The organism is Dyella sp. CR10, assembly GCF_055814425.1.
Window position 1 is genome coordinate 4606433 of the sequence record NZ_CP185986.1, and the last position, 15360, is coordinate 4621792.

Here is a 15360-nt window from a genome sequence, read left to right on the forward strand (position 1 = left end):
GAGCTGCTATTGAATCAGCTGCGGCGGACTGCAGCTAGTAAAAGAGATGCGGCAACCGGCATCCGTGGTTTCACATGCCTTTGTGCTCGCCTGAATAGCGTTTTCTTCCGTGCTGGCCCAATCCATATGGAATCCCTTGTCCCCCGTGACGATGGCGCTGCAGCTATTGGAGTAAGAGATCGCCAGCCGGCATTGGTTGCCGCCCCTGGCAACGCAACTTTCCAGAGCGGCGCGCTTCGCTTCGTCCCGATCCGTCATGCCGGTGGATGATCCGAAGATCTTCTTTATCTCGTCGGTGGCGATCGCACCCCAGCGTGATTCCCAGCACGGCCCGAGAGGAGTGGATGCGTGATGTCTTTGGGGATCTGCTTCGGCGTGAACGAGTTCGGCAAGTGTCGCCAAGCTCAGTAGAGCTGCGAGGAGATATAGCGGTCTCAAAAATGGTTCCTGTGCCGTGCGCAGTGTTGGATGAGGATGGTGTGCCGCAGCCGATTCACGCTTGGGCAGTCCGTACGCATGCTTTGAGATCGTCGTAGGTGATCCGGCGACGAAGCGATTTATCACTGAATGCGTTGCGCCGGACTGCAAGTCGTGAAGTACACGTGGCAATTGGTATCTTCCTTCTTGCAGGTTTTCATGCCAGCACTGATCGCCTCATCAAGCGTCGCGCCATCGGTTGAGTTATGGAGGTTGTCACCTGCAATGACGGCAGCGCAGCCGTTGGAGTAAGAAACTTCAAGCTTGCAGTTCTTTCCGCCCTTCGATGAACAGTCCTCAAGAGCGGATATCTCGGCTTGTCGTCGAGTGAGCATGCCGGTAACTATGCCAACACTCCCAACAATGCCATCAATGGCTATCGCTCCCCATCGGGATGCCCACTGGGGCGTTGGTAGTGAAGGAGTTTGTGATTGCTTTTGGTTGTATCCGGGAATGGGTGCACAACCAGATACTCCATTGCCGTTTAGGGGGTAGTAACCATTAGGACAACTACCACCTTCCGCATAAACGTCTCCCCCAATTATCGCCAAGCCAAGCAAACTAGCCGCTAAAGTAAGTTGCTTCATTTGTGCATCCTTCCTTCATGTCCCGGGCCGCTTGACGATATCTTTGTTTGCAGTATTCGTGGCTTGAGCGTGACTACCTTTGGCAGCTTGAACGCTGCCCAATACATTCCCGCCACCACTCTTGTTTCCACCAGTAGGCTGTCCGGTCTCATACCCTGTGGTGGAACGTCCACCGCCGTAAGTTCCTGGCGCTTGCCCATATGGCCCCTGTTGCGATGGCGCACCACCTGCACCCGCCAACTGCGAGAACGAATAGAAACTCCCCAGCGGTCCGTTGAAGAATGCCGCCGCCATCATTGGCGTAGTGATCAGAAGCATCGTCATCATTAGACCCACGCCACCCTGCTGGAACGCCATCGTGCTGAAGCCTTGCGAATCAACGCCGGTCATCTTATTGATCGCCGTGGTCGCCCATATCGCCGTGGCCACTCGTTCGGTCAAATCCAGCACGATCGATGTCATGCCGCTCAGCACCGCCAGCGAGAACATCGTGCCGATGCCGTAGGTGATCCAGCGGCGGAAGAAATCCTTGGTCTGGTCGAACAGCAAGCTGAGGATGAAGAGCGGGCCCAAGCCCACGGTCAAGGCAAGGCCCACCTGGTACATCAACAGCAAGACGCCCGCCGTCATGGCCGGGGCGGATATGCCGAGCCAGATCATCAATGACGAGCACGCTTTCTCATCAAGCAGCTCATCGGCTCCAATAGATATTTGCGCCGCCATCGGCATCTAGTTAGCAACGCAAAAATGAAGTTAGTTACTTCGCGCATGACATCTTCACAATGCGCGGACAAATCACTGGATGCGTACAGCAGGACTGCAGTTGGTGTAGTAGACATGACAATTCTTGTCCACCGCATTGCACGCTTTCGTCGTATTCTTAACAGCCTCGTCCAAAGTACGGCCGGTCTTGATGCTATAGCCGGCATCCCCTACTGACATGGCTACGCAGCTATTGTCGTAGGAGACGTCGATCTCGCATTGCTCTCCACCTCTTGCCTTGCAATCTTTCATCGCACCCTCTTGCGCACCTGGCTTATTGGGCATATTGGATGTCGCGCCAAGCACGCCTCGAGCACCGTCTGTCGCAATAGCTCCCCAACGCGACTCCCAGCGTGGCTGTATGGCAGATTCCGATAGCGACTTCTGTTGGTTATAGCCTGGAATCGGCCCGCAACTGCTGACGCTCGTCCCACTGTAGGGAACTTGACCTGGAGGGCACCCGTTTTCCGCGTGGACGCCGCCTAGAAACGCCATCAGGACTAATACGCGTGCGATCTGGATTCGTGATTTCATAAAGATGCTTGATTTCATACCCTGTACTGTTTGATCGAATCTTTATTGGCCTGATCCGCTTGAGCACCAACGGCTTGTGAACTGTGCACGCCACTTCCAAACCCAATTTGCGATTTATGACTAGGTCCGCTGTTATTTGGAGTACTGGATAACGGGCCATAGCTTCCTGGCGGCTGTCCTTGTGGACCTGCACTATTGCTGCTGCCGCCGCCATTCACCGCAGAAAAATGCATGAAGCTTCCAAGCGGTCCGTTGAAGAATGCTGCGGCCATGGCCGGGGTAGTAATCAACAGCAACGTCATCATCAGACCCACGCCCCCTTGCTGAAACGCCATCGTGCTGAAGCCCTGCGAATGGATGCCGGTCATCCGGCTGATCGCCGACGTGGCCCACATGGCCGTGGCTACACGCTCCGTCAGTTCCAGCACGATCGAGGTCATGCCGCTCAGTACTGCCAGCGAGAACATCGTGCCGATGCCGTAAGTGATCCCGCCCTGGACCAAATTTCAAGCATTCTTGAGAGTTAAGCCGGACCTCGATTTCTTCGAGATCATTTCGGACAATTACTGGATTCGCACCGGGTAGCTGCAGCTTGTGAAATAAACCCGGCAGTTCTTATCTTCCCTTTGACAAGTTCTCATGCCTATCTCTATCGCTTCTTGTTCTGTAGCAGCTCGATCGACATTAAATCGATTATCGCCAGCGATCATCGCACCGCAACCATTGGCATACGAAACAGCAAACCGACAGCTTTCACCCCCCTTTGATTTGCAGTCCGCAAGAGCAGCCTCTTTCGCATGGGCCTCCCTCGACAAACCTGACGATGATCCGACAACGCCGTTTACTTCGTCTGTCGCGATAGCGCCCCAGCGCGACCGCCATTGTGTTTGAGCCGAAGGTGGTGTTTGTAGTCTCTGGTTATAACCCGGGATCGGAGCGCATCCCGATACTCCGTAACCATTAACTGGGTAATAGCCGTTTGGGCAGCTCCCTCCCTCCGCGTATATCGATGCGCAATTAACGCTCAATGCAACCCACAAAGCTAACCTCTTCATTTACGTATACTCACGTTACGCCGCTTGATGGCATCTTTATTCTGAGATTCGGCAATCTGAGAATGATCAGGTCGGGTATGGCCCGCATGATTTCGAAATCCGCTCATACCGCCGCCACTACCGCTACCTGAGCTGCCACGATCTGTCTGTGGTGTGTGGCTCCCATCATAAGTTCCTGGCGCTTGCCCATATGGCCCCTGTTGCGATGACGCCCCACTCGCACCCGCCAACTGCGAGAACGAATAGAAACTCCCCAGCGGTCCGTTGAAGAATGCCGCCGCCATCATTGGCGTGGAGATCAACAGCAACGTCATCATCAGACCCACGCCCCCTTGCTGAAACGCCATCGTGCTGAAGCCCTGCGAATGGATGCCAGTCATCTGACTGATCGCCGACGTAGCCCACATGGCCGTGGCTACACGCTCCGTCAGTTCCAGCACGATCGAGGTCATGCCGCTCAGCACCGCCAGCGAGAACATCGTGCCGATGCCGTAGGTGATCCAGCGGCGGAAGAAATCCTTGGTCTGGTCGAACAGCAGGCTGAGGATGAAGAGCGGGCCCAAGCCCACGGTCAAGGCGAGGCCGACCTGGTACATCAACAGCAAAACGCCTGCCGTCATGGCCGGCGCAGAGATGCCTACCCTGGCCATCAGCGACGCGCGCGCTTTTTCATCAGCCAGCTCCGTATCGCCCTGGGGCACCTGCACCGCATCGATGGCGCTGCTCGCCAGCGAGACTTTGAGGAGATTGCGATCGATCTGCGCCGTGGGCGATGAATCCGAGCCCGTGACGATCTGGCTGATTTCCTGCGGGAGCTGTTTGTAGAGAAAGTCGTAAAGGTCGATGCCGCCGAGAGACATGGTCTTCGCGGCCACGACGATGAGGGCGATCCGCATCATATGGATCACGGCTTCCATCATCGAATCCTTCGATTGCCCGGTGACCATACGGTAGCCGCGAAACAGCACCCACAGCGTCATCATCAGATAGGCGATGTTGGTGACCCATTCGGTGGCGTGATGCATGCCCTGCACCCCGAATTGTTCGATCTTGTAGGTCAGGTATTTGTAGATCAGGGCGTAGTAGGCCGATTCCATGTCCATGGGGGTTCCTTGGCGGTCTGTGCGGCGATCCGGTCCTTCGCCGGGTTGAACGACAGACGAGGGCTGTCACTTGTCGATATTGAGCGCCGCACCAAAAGCAATGACGGACATCGCATCACCGACCAGCGACTGGCTGCCCTTCAACGCGACTTTTCCCAGCATGGACTGCTGCGCTTGCAAGGTAGCGATGGCGGCATCATTGGCACGCAGTTGCTGTTCGATGTTGCTCATTTCGATACGTAGCGTTGCCTGAAGCTGATCGGCTTGATACCTCACCATGTCGCGATTGCCGAGCGCGTGGGCCGCCTCCTTGGCGAGCTGGTCCGCTTTGCTCGTGACCTGCTGCAGGCCCGCGAAGTAGGTGTTCATGCGATTGAGCATGTTGACGACCTTGTTGTACTTGTCGATCTGCAACAGGGTGATGCGCTGGCAGATCTTCGTCTGCGCGGTTCGGATGTCTTCCTTCATCTCGGCAACGTTCAATCCCACCAGATTCGATGCCACACCCGGTACATCGGTCGCGCCAGAGCAAGCCTGCTGTACCAACGCAGAAGCATCGGTGATGGGCTGGAGCTGGTTGTTTATCGTTGCCACGTTGAGATTGAGGCTACGCAGATTGGTCAGCATGGCGGTGTACTGCTCCACCATCTGCGTGTACTGATCGACCATCTTTGCCAATTGCAGCGCCTGGTTCTTTTCGTTGCTGACGATGGCAGCAGTGTCGGTGACCAATACCTGCGCATCGACGGGCCCTGCCGCCAGGCCTGTGATCAGAAACAGAGAGCGCGCGACGGAATACAAACGATTAGGGATCATGATCGAATCCTTTCTTCAACATGAGATGGCGCATGCCCGGCTTGTCGGCGGGCCAAAATCGGTCTGTGACGTAAAGCGACGCACGATAGTGAGCGCAGGATTGCGGGAGAACGCAGCTCATCCGAGAAGTACTGACGCGGCGACGAAGGCACCTGTCCAGCCCGAGACCAGGTAGACACCGGTCACGGCGAAGTGCACCAGAGACTCCTTCAGAACCTTACTTAGTCGTCCGCGCACGTATCTGTACCGAGGCATGAATACGGCGTCATGGAGCAGCTGCCAGATCGGCGGCGATTCGCCGCGTTCCAATGCGTCCAGTCGCAGCCACCGATAGGTGAAGAAGCGGGTCCCTATGACCGCTCCTGCCAAAAGCGGCATCAGTGGATCGAACTGCTGAGCGATGAGCATGAACAAAGCCATCGCGCTGTCATCGCCCCGGACCGTCTCGCCGCCGAGGTAGCGCAGATAGATGACGCCGACGATGCCGACGACGAACCAGTAGCCCGCGCATGAGATCAGGATGGCCAACCTTCGGGAGCGCAGGGAGACCGGCGGCGGAGCCGTGAGGGATGGACGGCCGGCGAGAATGTGCTTCATCGCCGGGCTCCCGGGGTACGGGACGAGTCCTTGGCGCTGCGGCGTGGCGAGTGATGCATGACGACCCTTCCTTGTGGCGTTCCATCAATCCCGGTGGTGAGCCTGGTCCGGCCCTTTCGGCATCCGGCGTGCTGCCCTGCCTGTGCCACCCGTTTTGTGGCATCGACGCCCTCACAGGCGTCGATGCTTGGGCAGGGAGGTGCATGTCAGCATGCGGGTGACCGCCGATATACGGGAAAAAGTCGGAAAAGAAGGCTCACGAACCAACGATGTCGATGGGCAACGAAACGCAACCCATATGTGGCAAATCGGCGGGACCGCCGTCGCCCTTGCCTGACCCGGTGGCCGCGCGGCTACGGGGAGGGATAGCCCGCGCCTTGTATCTCAAAGCCCCTCGCGCTCCGGCTATCGGCAACCGTTACCATGCGCATATGAATCATCTCCGCACCTACCGGGGCATCGCCCCCACTCTCGGCCAGCGCGTCTACGTCGACCCCGCAGCGACCGTGATCGGCGCCGTGGAGCTGGCCGACGACGTCTCTATCTGGCCTGGCGCCGTACTTCGCGGCGACGTGCATCGCATCCGCATCGGCGCACGCAGTAATGTGCAGGACGGCGCGATCGTGCATGTCACCCACGACGGTCCCTATTCGCCGGGCGGGTTCCCCACGCTGGTAGGTGAAGGCGTCACCATCGGTCATGCCGCCGTGATCCACGCCTGCACCATCGAGGATTACTGCCTGATCGGCATGCATGCCACCGTGCTCGATGGCGCAACGGTAAAGAAGTACGGCTTCGTCGCCGCCGGTGCGGTGATCCCGCCGGGCAAGGTGGTGGGCGAGCGCGAGCTGTGGGTGGGTAATCCGGCGAAGTTCGTGCGTCTGCTCAGCGATCGGCAGATCGAGCAATTGCATTACTCCGCCGATCACTACGTGCGTCTGAAGGATGAGTACCTCACCGCCGGATGAGCGCGCTGCGCGTCCTGTTCCTGTGCAGCCGCAACCGCCTGCGCAGCCCGACCGCCGAAGCGGTCTTCCGCGCCTGGCCGCAGCTGGAAGTGGATTCGGCCGGCCTGGCGCCGGACGCGGAGACGCCGCTCTCGAGCGAACATCTCGCCTGGGCCGAATTGATCCTGGTGATGGAAAGCACACATAAGCGCCGACTTCAGCAGCGCTTCGCCGGCCAACTCAAAGGCAAGCGCGTCGCCGTGCTGGGGATTCCCGACGACTACGACTTCATGCAGCCCGAATTGATCGAGCTGCTGTTGCGCAAGGCCGGGCCGATGCTTCGCCAGGGGTAGATCGACCGGGGTGGATCGAGATGACCCCGGTCCTGTTGGCGCTTACGGTGTTGCGGATGACGACGACCCGGCCACCTTCTGCGACTGAATCGCCGCGGCGCGCGCTTCATCCTCGCGGACCTGCAGCTGACGCTGTGCGTCGAGCTTGCCCCCGAGCAAGGCGAGCTTGTAGTTGGTGCCGTCGAACTCGCGCAGCAAGGCTAGCTCGCGTTGCGCTTCGTCGAGGCTGTTGTCGTTGATCGCCCGCTCGACGTCGTCGGCGGCCGGCTCGAAGAGATCGCGCAGCCCGTCCGTCGCGGCCGCATTGTTCGGCTCCAGCTGCAGCGCACTGAGATAGAACTCGTAGGCATTGGCGCCGGCCGGCGCGACCAGGCGTTTTTCGTCCACGGCGGCCTTCGCCAAGCCCAGCATGATGCCGATGCCGCTGTCCTGTCCGCTGCTGCTGGACGTCGTCGCCGGTCCCGTAGCCGAGGTGCCCGTTCCATCCTTGGCGGGTGCGTGCAGCAGCGCGTAGGCCGCGATGGCTGCGGCCGCGAGCAGCACGATGGAAACGACGAGCGGACCGCGCCAGGACGACGCGGTAGAAAGCACACGGGACATGACACCTGGCCGATGGGATGGAGCGTCGCCGTACACGCGCGTTTCACGCGGTACGGCGGCGCGCCACGGTAGCCGTGGCAGATGTCAGTGATGTGACGTCGTTCGCAGACGCTTTGTGGCGATCAGCCGAAGCGACCGCCGACGATGCGTCCGTCCTTGTCCAGCTCCGCAAAGTAGCGGCTGTTGTTGCTGCGGAACTCCATGGTGGTGGGCGTACCGGGCATCACCAGCTGTACGTCCGGGTACTTCGCCTTGAATTGCTCGGGCGTGGGGCGCGTTGCGATGAACGCGTCGAAGCCGGCCATGTCGGTGACGAAACCGGCCACTGGCTTCGCATCCGATCGAGCCGTCTCGGTGCATGCCGAGGTGGCGACGGCGGCGGCGAGCAGGAACAGGGCGAGCGTAGCCTTGCGCATGACGGGTCTCCTCGATGGAACGGTCGGACGATTATGCGCCCCGCGCGCCCGAGTCACGATCAGAGCCGGAAATCGATGCGCTGGCGCACTTCCATCGATGCCGGCGTGCCGCTGCGCGTACCCGGCGTGAACTGCCAACGCTCCACCGCGCTCAGCGCGGCGCGGTCGAACACGTTGCGCGGATCCGCATCGATCACGCTGGCGTGGCTTACCGAGCCGTCCGCTTCCACCACGAAGCGCACGTCGACCCAGCCTTGTCGGCGGGTCCGTCGCGCATCCGCGGGATAGTACGGCTCGATGCGACGCGTGAGCACCGGCGCGGTGCTGGTGGTAGCGGTGGCCGAAGCGATGGGTGGTGCCGCATTCACATGCGGCGCCGCGGCTTGCGCATCGGCCGGAGCCGGTGGTCGGCTGGCTGGCGGTGGTGATGGCGGTGCCGGAACGTTGGCCACCGCAGCCGGTGGCGGAACCGCCGGCGTCTGATGCGGCTGCGCCTTTGCTCCTGCCTGCGCCAGCTGTGCCTCGCGACGCTGCTGGTCTTCGATGACCTGCACCTGCGCCTGTAGCTTCGCGCGCAAGATAGTGAGCGTGTAGTTGGTGGGGTCGGCGCGGGAGAGCAGGTCGATCTGCCGCTGCGCTTCGGTGGCGTTGCCTTGTCCGATGGTCTGTTCGGCCGCCGTGGCCGCGAATGGGAACAGCTCGCGCAGTGCATCCTGTGCGGCGCGGTTGTCCGGCTGTTGCTTGAGGACCTGCAGATACCATTCCACGGCATTGTCGTCAGCTGGCGCGAGCAGGCGTTGCTGCGCGACCGCGGCGCGCGCGCGCAGCAATAGTTGACTGGCGCCACCGGGCGCACCGTCGCGCTGAATCTCGCCGTTGTCGCTGACCACTGCCACGGCGCCCGCCGGCACGTCCCGGTTGGCCTTCAGTACCCTGGCGACCACGCCACCCGCGCCGGCCAGCAGCACGAGCAGGATCAGCAGGACATAACGGGTCGCACCTTCCGTGCGGCGGGTGGGCGGAGCTGGCATGGCGGCGTGGCGTGGGGTGTCGCGGGGCGCGCCAGCTTAGGGAGGCGATGTTGCGGAGATGTTGCTCGGAAGCCTGCCTTTGGCGAGGCCAGGCTTCCGAGCGCGGTGGCTTACCAGCCTACCTGCAGGTTGCGGCTGTCCGGCGAACCATCCGGATGCGCGATCCACAGCACGCGGTTCTGCCCGTTAGCACAACCGGTACCGGCGGCGTAGCTGGCGAGCGCGCCGGTGTCGGTCGTCAAGTCGACGCGATGGCAGCTGCCCAGACTGTCGCGGAAGCTGAAGCTCTGCGCGCTGTGCTGGCCGGTATGCCCGGTGACCGCGCCGCTGGCATTGAACTGCAGCGTGTCGCCGCTATCGATAGTGTTGCTCAGATCCGCCGCGTACACGGTCAGCCCCAGCCAGCGCTGATCGCCATGGCTGGTGTAGCCCTGATGCACGGTAGTGGCCACGTTGAAGCTGCCGTCGCTCTGCACCTGCTGGTTGTAGTCCACATGCAGCGGATAGGCCGCGCGCTGATTCACCTGCACGGTCAGCAGCGGCCCGATGCGACTCTGGCTGGCGCTGTCCACCTGGGTAAGCTGGTCGCTGATCTGGTGGAAGGTGCTCGCGTCGATCAAGAAGCTCTGCGTGTCGGCGAAGCCGACCGTCTGCGTCACCGTGCTCACGACGCGTCCTTTGGACGTGGTGGCATAACCCTCGATCACGAACTGGCGCTTCAGCTCGGTGGTGACGTCGCCGCTGACATTGCCGTTCGCATCGGTGACCAGCGTGCTGCCGATCGCTGGTGTCGGCGCCTGGCCGGCGAGCGTGTTGCGCGTGATGCCGCCGGTCACCTGCTGCGCGTGGCGATCGCGGTACACCAGCAGGGCCGCGGTGGCAGAGAAATAACCGTGTGCGCCGGCGACGTTGACCGCCACCTCGTGCGGCTTGCCGTCGCTCAGCACGCCGGCGAACGGCGTAAGGTCGACCCGGTACGGCATGAAGTTGAGCGTCTGCACACCGGGCGTGGGGCGCCACAGGTACGGATCGATGCCACCGGTGTAGATCCACGGGTACACCGGCGCGACACCCGCCGGCTGGCCGTCGATGCTCACTTCGGTTTCGCGGAAATTGCCGCCGCCGCATTCCTGCGTCTGCGCAGCGTACTGGTCGGGCACGCAGGTGTACCAGAATTCGTCGCCACCCTGGCTCTGCGCGAACACGTCCAGATAGGCGCGCACCACGTTGCGTGGCAGCGTCAACGTCTTCGCCAGCTTGTCGCTCGGGGTATTGAGTGTCGCCGTGCCACCGACCGGATCGGCGCCGAGTGGATAGACCGCATCCGGTACCGGCGCCGACGGCGCCACCAGCGAGGCGGGATAGAACAAGAGGCGCGCACTGCCGTGGATCACGCCGGTGTAGGTGCTGTTGACCACGTTGCCGATCACGGCCTGGCCCTGGCCGGCGCTACGCAGCAGCACGTCGTAGTCGGTCAGGTCGCGCTCGACGTGCCAGCTCGGCGAGACCGCGGCGGAAGGCTCCTGCGTGGTGCCAAAGTACAAATTCACGCCGCCCAGCCACAGCGTGGCGGTGCGGTCGTACTGGCGTCCGGCGGTCACCGAGAAATCGGCTTCCAGCACCACTTTCGACCAGCGGCCCTGGCAACCGGCCGGTGGCGCGTAACTGTAAGGCCGTGCATTGAAGTCGTCGAAGGTGACGTCATTGAACAGCTGCACGACGCATGGCGTGCCCGGCGGCCGCGGCACGGTGGGATCGGCCACCACGACGCCGCGCGCGCCGATCGGCGGATCGCCAGCGGCGGCATGCAACGGCACGGAAACAACGGCACAGCTCAATGCAGCGAACCACCCGGCGATAGCCGGGCCAAGACGCAAGAACCCCTTGGACGACATGATGCTCACTCCCCGCAAGATGTAGCCCCCCTGTGCCGCGAAAACTAGCACGGCGTAAAGGCGCAGGTACTTGCAGGAAGCGCACTTAGACGTCCAAATAGATTTAGACGTCTAAGGCGAAGGCGTGCCGCAAGGAACCGCTGTTTCAGGCCATGGCGGCCGCGGCGCGGATCACTCCGTCGGGATGACGGTGCTCGATACCTTCAGCGCCTTGCCGTTGATCAGGAAGGTGTCCGTCTCCCTGCTCACGCCGCCTGCGTCTCCGTAAGCGATGTGGAGCTGCACGACGTTCTTACCTGCCGCCACGCTGTGGCCCCGGATGTCGCTGTCGGCCACCGGCGTGCCGATCACTGGCGCCCAATACGGCGAGGGGTCGTCCGCCTGTCCGGCGCCGCCCATGACCGTCCGCATGAACGGGGACCACGTGGCCCGCTCCGTCGGATGCGCCGTATAGACGAAGGGCAAGCCCTTGATGCTGCGCAAATGCTCCGCCACGTCGCCGTCGTAATGGTATTTGGCGATAATGCCTTCGACCGTGAGCGGCTGCAGATCGCTTACTTCCAGGCAGCACAGCGCGGTCAGGCTGCTGCCTCCGTTGTCCTGCAACCCCGTGAAGCGGGTCGGTGCGGCCAGGCGGATGTTGGTGAAGATGAAATCCGGCTTGGCCACGACGGCGCCATCGACGTCACCCGGTGCGGTGGCGGCCAGTCGGTCCCAGAAACCGACCACTGGCGGACCATCGGCCTGGGCGATGCCCGCAATGGCGAGCAGGGTGCAAGACAGCAGCAGCTTGATGCGAAAAGACATGGTCACTCCGTGTGAATGGCAATAAGTGGGTTCCGATCCGCTAAGGCCGCGTCTGCCGCTCCAGCGCTTCCAGAAAACGCATCGCATGCCCGCGGCTCTCACCGCACATGGCGGGGCCCGGCCGCAGCGATGCGCATACCGCCGGTCGCTCCGGCTGTCCGAAGATCGCGCAGCGGTTGTCCGATGTCAGTTGCACGCAGCGCGTCCCCGCAGGCTTGCCGTCCGGCATGCCCGGGATCGGCGAACTGATCGAAGGCGCGATGCAGCATGCACCGCAGCCGGTACGGCAAATCAGGCTCATGCTTCAGTAACGCTGGCGCAGCTCGTCGTGCACCGGGTCGGTGTCCGGCCGCTTGCCATGCCACAGCTCGAACGCGTCGGCGGCGGTTTCCACCAGCATGCCGAGGCCATCGAAGGCGTAAAGCGCGTTGGCCGCGCGCGCCCAGGCGAGGAAGCCGACGGCGGCCTTGCCATACGAGAGGTCATAGCAGGTGGCGCGGTTGCCGACGAAGCCGAATGGAAGGTCCAGCGGCTTGCCCAGCACGCCGGCGGACGTGGCGTTGATGATCAGGTCGAAGCTGCCGATGTCGTCCAGATCTTCCCAGTAGCGGGTATGCGCGCGCGCCGGCTCGCCGATGGCGTCGGCCAGCGCATCGGCCGTTTCCGGCGTGCGATTGACGATGGTCAGCGACTTCACGCCGGCATCCAGCAGGGACCAGGCCACGCCGCGCGCCGCGCCGCCCGCGCCCAGCAGCAGCGCATCGTGGCCGCGCAGGTCCATGCTGTGGCGCTCGGTAAGGTCGCGCACGAGGCCGGCGCCGTCCGTGTTGTGCGCGGCGAGGCGCCCGCCCGGCAACGGCGTCAGCACGTTGGCGGTGCCGGCGCGCATAGCCGCTTCGCTGCGTTCATCCGCCATGGCGAAGGCTGCTGCCTTGTGCGGCAGAGTGACGTTGGCGCCGCGGCCGCCCTCGGCGAAGAAACGGTGGACGCTGGCCTCGAACTCGGCCGGTGCGGCGTCGATGGTGCGGTACTCGAGCGCGATGCCGAACTGGCGGCCGAACGCCTGATGGATCTGCGGGGACAGCGAATGGGCGATCGGATGGCCGAAAACGGCGAACAGCTCTGCGCTCATTAAAGACATGCTCCTTCGTGGATGACGCGCTGGGCGGAGGCCGGTGCGCGAGCACCCGCCATTTTAATGCGCCCGACCGGACGGTGCCGGCGAGGTCGCAGGTTTTGAGATGAGCCCCCGGCAAGCTGCACCCATCGACCTTCACCGACCCGATGGACGGATCTCCCATGCGCAAGCCAGCCCACGATCACACTCGCCATCACCGCCTGGTCGCGGGCGCCTTGCTGTGGCTGCTGGCCGGCGCTGCGCTGCTGCTGACCACCCTGGTGCCCGCGCACACCGACCTGCTCGGCTGGACGCCAGCGTTCTGGCTGCTGGGCGCCCCGCTCGCGCTGCTGCTGGTGCTGGAGCCGGGCCTGCCGCGCGAGCTGCTCGCGCTGGCGCGCCGCCGGCGGCCGCGTGCCAGCCAGGCCATCTGGCACTGAGTTCTTCGACGACTTCCGCTTGGCAGTGGAGCTTCAGCGCGCGGGATGCGCGTTCTAGGGGAGTCCCGATGGCGGCCAGGAAGGCCATGCATCCATCGGGCGGCGCCAGGGAAGGCGCGACGGGTTCCGGCCGGTCCAGCGGATGGACGGCCGGAATCGCCCGCCTTGGTCAGTCGGCGATGCCCAGCCGCCTGCGCTCCAGCCGTCGCAGGAACTCCTGCATGATGCGCAGGTACAGGTCCTCGCCCAGGTAGGCGTCCTCGACGCCGGCATCGATCGACGGGTTGTCGTTTACTTCGATCACCACCGGCCGACCGTCCACCTGCTTGATGTCCACGCCATAGAGGCCGTCGCCGATCGGTTGCGTGGCCTTGAGCGCAAGCTTGACCACGTCGCTGGGCGCATCGCGCACGGGGATGGTCTCGAAGCCGCCGGATTTGTCCGTGCCCTTGGCGCCATGGTTGTAGATCTGCCAGTGGCCACGCGACATGTAGTACTTGCAGGCGTACAGCGCCTCGCGGTTGAGCACGCCGATGCGCCAGTCGAACTCCGTGTAGAGGAACTCCTGCGCCAGCAGCAGCGCGCTGTGCTGGAACAGCTCGGCGGTCGCCTTCTCCAGCGCCGCCTCGCTCTCCACCTTGACCACGCCGCGCGAGAAGGAGCCGTCCGGAATCTTCAGCACCAGCGGGTAGCCCAGGCGCGCGGCGACTTCCTTCAGGCCCTTGCTGTCGTCGCGGTACAGGATCTCGGTCTTGGGCACCGCGAGCTTGCGCGACACCATCAGATCGTTGAGGTAGATCTTGTTGGTACAGCGCAGGATCGAACTGGGATCGTCGATCACCACCATCCCTTCCTTCTCCGCGCGGTGGGCGAAGCGGTAGGTGTGGTTGTCGCTGGCGGTGGTTTCGCGGATGAACAGGCCGTCGTACTCGGCCAGGCGCTGGTAATCGTTCTTGCCGATCGGGTCGACCTCGATGCCCAGTTCCTTGCCGGCGTTGATGAAGGACTTGAGCGCCTTCTTGTTCGACGGCGGCATCGTCTCGTTGGGATCGACCAGCATGGCGATGTCGTAGCGATAGCGCTTGCGCGCGCGCGGCTTGCGCCACAGCTTCTTGGAGAAGCGGTCCAGGGCCTCGGCGAAAGCGTCTTCCTGGGCGTCGTCCAGGGTATGCAGGCCCACCGGCTTGATCGAGCTGACCTGCCACACGCGGTCGCGCTCGAACTCGATGCGCAGCAGCGGGCAGGGGAACAGTTCGAACACTTGGCGCGCCAGGTCCTGCAGCGCCGTATAGGCCGTCTCGCCGAAGTAGACAAGGATGCCGAAATCGGTGGTGTCCCGTCCGCCCGCAGGCAAGAAGTGGGTGAGCTTCTGGTTGAGGTCCTCGATGTCCAGGCCGTACAGCGAGCGGCGGCGCAGGTCGTTCACCGTGCGCACCGATGGCATCACCTTGTGCCCGCGCGCCTCGCCCAGCAGGGACACGTAATAGCCGGTGCCGAGGTATTTGTAGTTGCGGCACAGGTTGATGACGTGCGTGCGTTCGTCGTCGCCGGAGATGGGCTCGCGCAGGTAGTCCATCGCCGTGACCACGTCCACGGAGGGGTAGTAGGAGCTCCAGTCGGAAGCTTTCTCGACGACGATGACGAGCCGGGTCATGGCACCAAATGAGGGGGATCGGACGGGACAAAGTGTCGTCTCGTCGAGGCAACGGGGCGGCACGCAGCGCGCAGTTTGGCACATGCAAGAAGCTGCACAAGGGAAAGGTCTTAAGCGGGATTAAACGTCGCCCGGGAAGGCGTGACGCTTCGGACGTTGCGGGCGGCCG

General features: G+C 62.7%; 20 protein-coding genes. 3 read left to right on the forward strand and 17 right to left on the reverse strand.

The features are described from left to right. Positions 1 to 6: 6 nt before the first annotated feature. From ACNR9O_RS20710 to ACNR9O_RS20750, 9 genes are all read right to left on the reverse strand, one after another. Positions 7 to 609: a DUF4189 domain-containing protein gene (locus ACNR9O_RS20710; RefSeq protein ID WP_473685229.1), complete on the reverse strand. Its 603-nt coding sequence runs from the start codon at positions 607 to 609 to the stop codon at positions 7 to 9. Next, the gene (locus tag ACNR9O_RS20715) at positions 561 to 1064 is read right to left on the reverse strand and encodes a DUF4189 domain-containing protein (protein WP_473685227.1); all 504 of its coding nucleotides are present in this window, start codon (positions 1062 to 1064) and stop codon (positions 561 to 563) included. The genes ACNR9O_RS20710 and ACNR9O_RS20715 overlap by 49 nt, the downstream gene beginning before the upstream one ends. 15 nt (positions 1065 to 1079) lie before the next feature. Further along, the gene (locus ACNR9O_RS20720; protein WP_473685225.1) at positions 1080 to 1787 is read right to left on the reverse strand and encodes a type IV secretion system protein; all 708 of its coding nucleotides are present in this window, start codon (positions 1785 to 1787) and stop codon (positions 1080 to 1082) included. A 72-nt stretch (positions 1788 to 1859) separates the two neighbouring features. Next, positions 1860 to 2378: a DUF4189 domain-containing protein gene (locus tag ACNR9O_RS20725; RefSeq protein ID WP_473685223.1), complete on the reverse strand. Its 519-nt coding sequence runs from the start codon at positions 2376 to 2378 to the stop codon at positions 1860 to 1862. Continuing rightward, a complete protein-coding gene (locus tag ACNR9O_RS20730; RefSeq protein ID WP_473685221.1) occupies positions 2375 to 2827 on the reverse strand; it encodes a hypothetical protein in 453 nt (150 codons plus the stop codon). The genes ACNR9O_RS20725 and ACNR9O_RS20730 overlap by 4 nt, the downstream gene beginning before the upstream one ends. A gap of 96 nt (positions 2828 to 2923) precedes the next feature. Then, a complete protein-coding gene (locus ACNR9O_RS20735; protein WP_473685219.1) occupies positions 2924 to 3415 on the reverse strand; it encodes a DUF4189 domain-containing protein in 492 nt (163 codons plus the stop codon). After that, positions 3412 to 4518, reverse strand: coding sequence for a TrbL/VirB6 family protein (locus ACNR9O_RS20740; protein ID WP_473685217.1), 1107 nt, complete (start codon positions 4516 to 4518; stop codon positions 3412 to 3414). The genes ACNR9O_RS20735 and ACNR9O_RS20740 overlap by 4 nt, the downstream gene beginning before the upstream one ends. A gap of 66 nt (positions 4519 to 4584) precedes the next feature. Next, positions 4585 to 5334: a hypothetical protein gene (locus tag ACNR9O_RS20745; RefSeq protein ID WP_473685215.1), complete on the reverse strand. Its 750-nt coding sequence runs from the start codon at positions 5332 to 5334 to the stop codon at positions 4585 to 4587. Between the two features lie 117 nt (positions 5335 to 5451). Beyond that, positions 5452 to 5931, reverse strand: coding sequence for a hypothetical protein (locus ACNR9O_RS20750; protein ID WP_473685209.1), 480 nt, complete (start codon positions 5929 to 5931; stop codon positions 5452 to 5454). 431 nt (positions 5932 to 6362) lie between these two features. Between ACNR9O_RS20750 and ACNR9O_RS20755 the strand changes: the two genes are divergently transcribed. Together ACNR9O_RS20755 and ACNR9O_RS20760 are read left to right on the forward strand one after the other, a co-directional pair. Continuing rightward, positions 6363 to 6899: a gamma carbonic anhydrase family protein gene (locus ACNR9O_RS20755; RefSeq protein ID WP_473685207.1), complete on the forward strand. Its 537-nt coding sequence runs from the start codon at positions 6363 to 6365 to the stop codon at positions 6897 to 6899. Further along, positions 6896 to 7231, forward strand: coding sequence for a low molecular weight protein tyrosine phosphatase family protein (locus ACNR9O_RS20760; RefSeq protein WP_473685205.1), 336 nt, complete (start codon positions 6896 to 6898; stop codon positions 7229 to 7231). Before ACNR9O_RS20755 ends, ACNR9O_RS20760 begins: the two co-directional genes overlap by 4 nt. Positions 7232 to 7273: 42 nt before the next feature. On the opposite strand, the gene ACNR9O_RS20765 is transcribed toward ACNR9O_RS20760, so the two are convergent. From ACNR9O_RS20765 to aroE, 7 genes are all read right to left on the reverse strand, one after another. Next, positions 7274 to 7831, reverse strand: a complete 558-nt coding sequence (locus tag ACNR9O_RS20765) for a hypothetical protein (protein ID WP_473685203.1) — start codon at positions 7829 to 7831, stop codon at positions 7274 to 7276. Positions 7832 to 7953: 122 nt separating this feature from the next. Further along, positions 7954 to 8247, reverse strand: a complete 294-nt coding sequence (locus tag ACNR9O_RS20770) for a hypothetical protein (protein WP_473685201.1) — start codon at positions 8245 to 8247, stop codon at positions 7954 to 7956. 59 nt (positions 8248 to 8306) lie between these two features. Beyond that, positions 8307 to 9278 (reverse strand): energy transducer TonB, encoded by a 972-nt coding sequence (locus ACNR9O_RS20775; protein WP_473685199.1) that lies wholly within the window; start codon positions 9276 to 9278, stop codon positions 8307 to 8309. A gap of 110 nt (positions 9279 to 9388) precedes the next feature. Beyond that, entirely contained in the window at positions 9389 to 11173 is a 1785-nt protein-coding gene (locus tag ACNR9O_RS20780; protein WP_473685197.1) for a peptide-N4-asparagine amidase, read from the reverse strand. 171 nt (positions 11174 to 11344) lie between these two features. After that, the gene (locus ACNR9O_RS20785; protein WP_473685195.1) at positions 11345 to 11980 is read right to left on the reverse strand and encodes a hypothetical protein; all 636 of its coding nucleotides are present in this window, start codon (positions 11978 to 11980) and stop codon (positions 11345 to 11347) included. A gap of 40 nt (positions 11981 to 12020) precedes the next feature. Further along, the gene (locus ACNR9O_RS20790) at positions 12021 to 12281 is read right to left on the reverse strand and encodes a YkgJ family cysteine cluster protein (protein ID WP_473685193.1); all 261 of its coding nucleotides are present in this window, start codon (positions 12279 to 12281) and stop codon (positions 12021 to 12023) included. Positions 12282 to 12284: 3 nt separating this feature from the next. Beyond that, positions 12285 to 13112 carry a shikimate dehydrogenase gene (gene aroE / locus ACNR9O_RS20795; RefSeq protein WP_473685191.1) on the reverse strand — a complete coding sequence of 276 codons (828 nt, stop codon included), beginning with the start codon at positions 13110 to 13112 and terminating at the stop codon, positions 12285 to 12287. Positions 13113 to 13279: 167 nt separating this feature from the next. On the opposite strand from aroE, the gene ACNR9O_RS20800 reads away from it, so the two are divergent. Then, positions 13280 to 13537: a hypothetical protein gene (locus ACNR9O_RS20800; protein WP_473685189.1), complete on the forward strand. Its 258-nt coding sequence runs from the start codon at positions 13280 to 13282 to the stop codon at positions 13535 to 13537. A 169-nt stretch (positions 13538 to 13706) separates the two neighbouring features. On the opposite strand, the gene ACNR9O_RS20805 is transcribed toward ACNR9O_RS20800, so the two are convergent. Beyond that, positions 13707 to 15191: a RimK family protein gene (locus tag ACNR9O_RS20805; RefSeq protein ID WP_473685187.1), complete on the reverse strand. Its 1485-nt coding sequence runs from the start codon at positions 15189 to 15191 to the stop codon at positions 13707 to 13709. Between the last annotated feature and the right edge of the window lie 169 nt (positions 15192 to 15360).

Excerpts from the sequence above, each read along its gene's own strand:
- ACNR9O_RS20715 (WP_473685227.1), bottom strand. The coding sequence starts at position 1,064 with ATGAAGCAACTTACTTTAGCGGCTAGTTTGCTTGGCTTGGCGATAATT.
- ACNR9O_RS20720 (WP_473685225.1), bottom strand. The coding sequence starts at position 1,787 with ATGGCGGCGCAAATATCTATTGGAGCCGATGAGCTGCTTGATGAGAAA.
- ACNR9O_RS20725 (WP_473685223.1), bottom strand. The coding sequence starts at position 2,378 with ATGAAATCAAGCATCTTTATGAAATCACGAATCCAGATCGCACGCGTA.
- ACNR9O_RS20730 (WP_473685221.1), bottom strand. The coding sequence starts at position 2,827 with ATGTTCTCGCTGGCAGTACTGAGCGGCATGACCTCGATCGTGCTGGAA.
- ACNR9O_RS20735 (WP_473685219.1), bottom strand. The coding sequence starts at position 3,415 with ATGAAGAGGTTAGCTTTGTGGGTTGCATTGAGCGTTAATTGCGCATCG.
- ACNR9O_RS20740 (WP_473685217.1), bottom strand. The coding sequence starts at position 4,518 with ATGGACATGGAATCGGCCTACTACGCCCTGATCTACAAATACCTGACC.
- ACNR9O_RS20745 (WP_473685215.1), bottom strand. The coding sequence starts at position 5,334 with ATGATCCCTAATCGTTTGTATTCCGTCGCGCGCTCTCTGTTTCTGATC.
- ACNR9O_RS20750 (WP_473685209.1), bottom strand. The coding sequence starts at position 5,931 with ATGAAGCACATTCTCGCCGGCCGTCCATCCCTCACGGCTCCGCCGCCG.
- ACNR9O_RS20755 (WP_473685207.1), top strand. The coding sequence starts at position 6,363 with ATGAATCATCTCCGCACCTACCGGGGCATCGCCCCCACTCTCGGCCAG.
- ACNR9O_RS20760 (WP_473685205.1), top strand. The coding sequence starts at position 6,896 with ATGAGCGCGCTGCGCGTCCTGTTCCTGTGCAGCCGCAACCGCCTGCGC.
- ACNR9O_RS20765 (WP_473685203.1), bottom strand. The coding sequence starts at position 7,831 with ATGTCCCGTGTGCTTTCTACCGCGTCGTCCTGGCGCGGTCCGCTCGTC.
- ACNR9O_RS20770 (WP_473685201.1), bottom strand. The coding sequence starts at position 8,247 with ATGCGCAAGGCTACGCTCGCCCTGTTCCTGCTCGCCGCCGCCGTCGCC.
- ACNR9O_RS20775 (WP_473685199.1), bottom strand. The coding sequence starts at position 9,278 with ATGCCAGCTCCGCCCACCCGCCGCACGGAAGGTGCGACCCGTTATGTC.
- ACNR9O_RS20780 (WP_473685197.1), bottom strand. The coding sequence starts at position 11,173 with ATGTCGTCCAAGGGGTTCTTGCGTCTTGGCCCGGCTATCGCCGGGTGG.
- ACNR9O_RS20785 (WP_473685195.1), bottom strand. The coding sequence starts at position 11,980 with ATGTCTTTTCGCATCAAGCTGCTGCTGTCTTGCACCCTGCTCGCCATT.
- ACNR9O_RS20790 (WP_473685193.1), bottom strand. The coding sequence starts at position 12,281 with ATGAGCCTGATTTGCCGTACCGGCTGCGGTGCATGCTGCATCGCGCCT.
- aroE (WP_473685191.1), bottom strand. The coding sequence starts at position 13,112 with ATGAGCGCAGAGCTGTTCGCCGTTTTCGGCCATCCGATCGCCCATTCG.
- ACNR9O_RS20800 (WP_473685189.1), top strand. The coding sequence starts at position 13,280 with ATGCGCAAGCCAGCCCACGATCACACTCGCCATCACCGCCTGGTCGCG.
- ACNR9O_RS20805 (WP_473685187.1), bottom strand. The coding sequence starts at position 15,191 with ATGACCCGGCTCGTCATCGTCGTCGAGAAAGCTTCCGACTGGAGCTCC.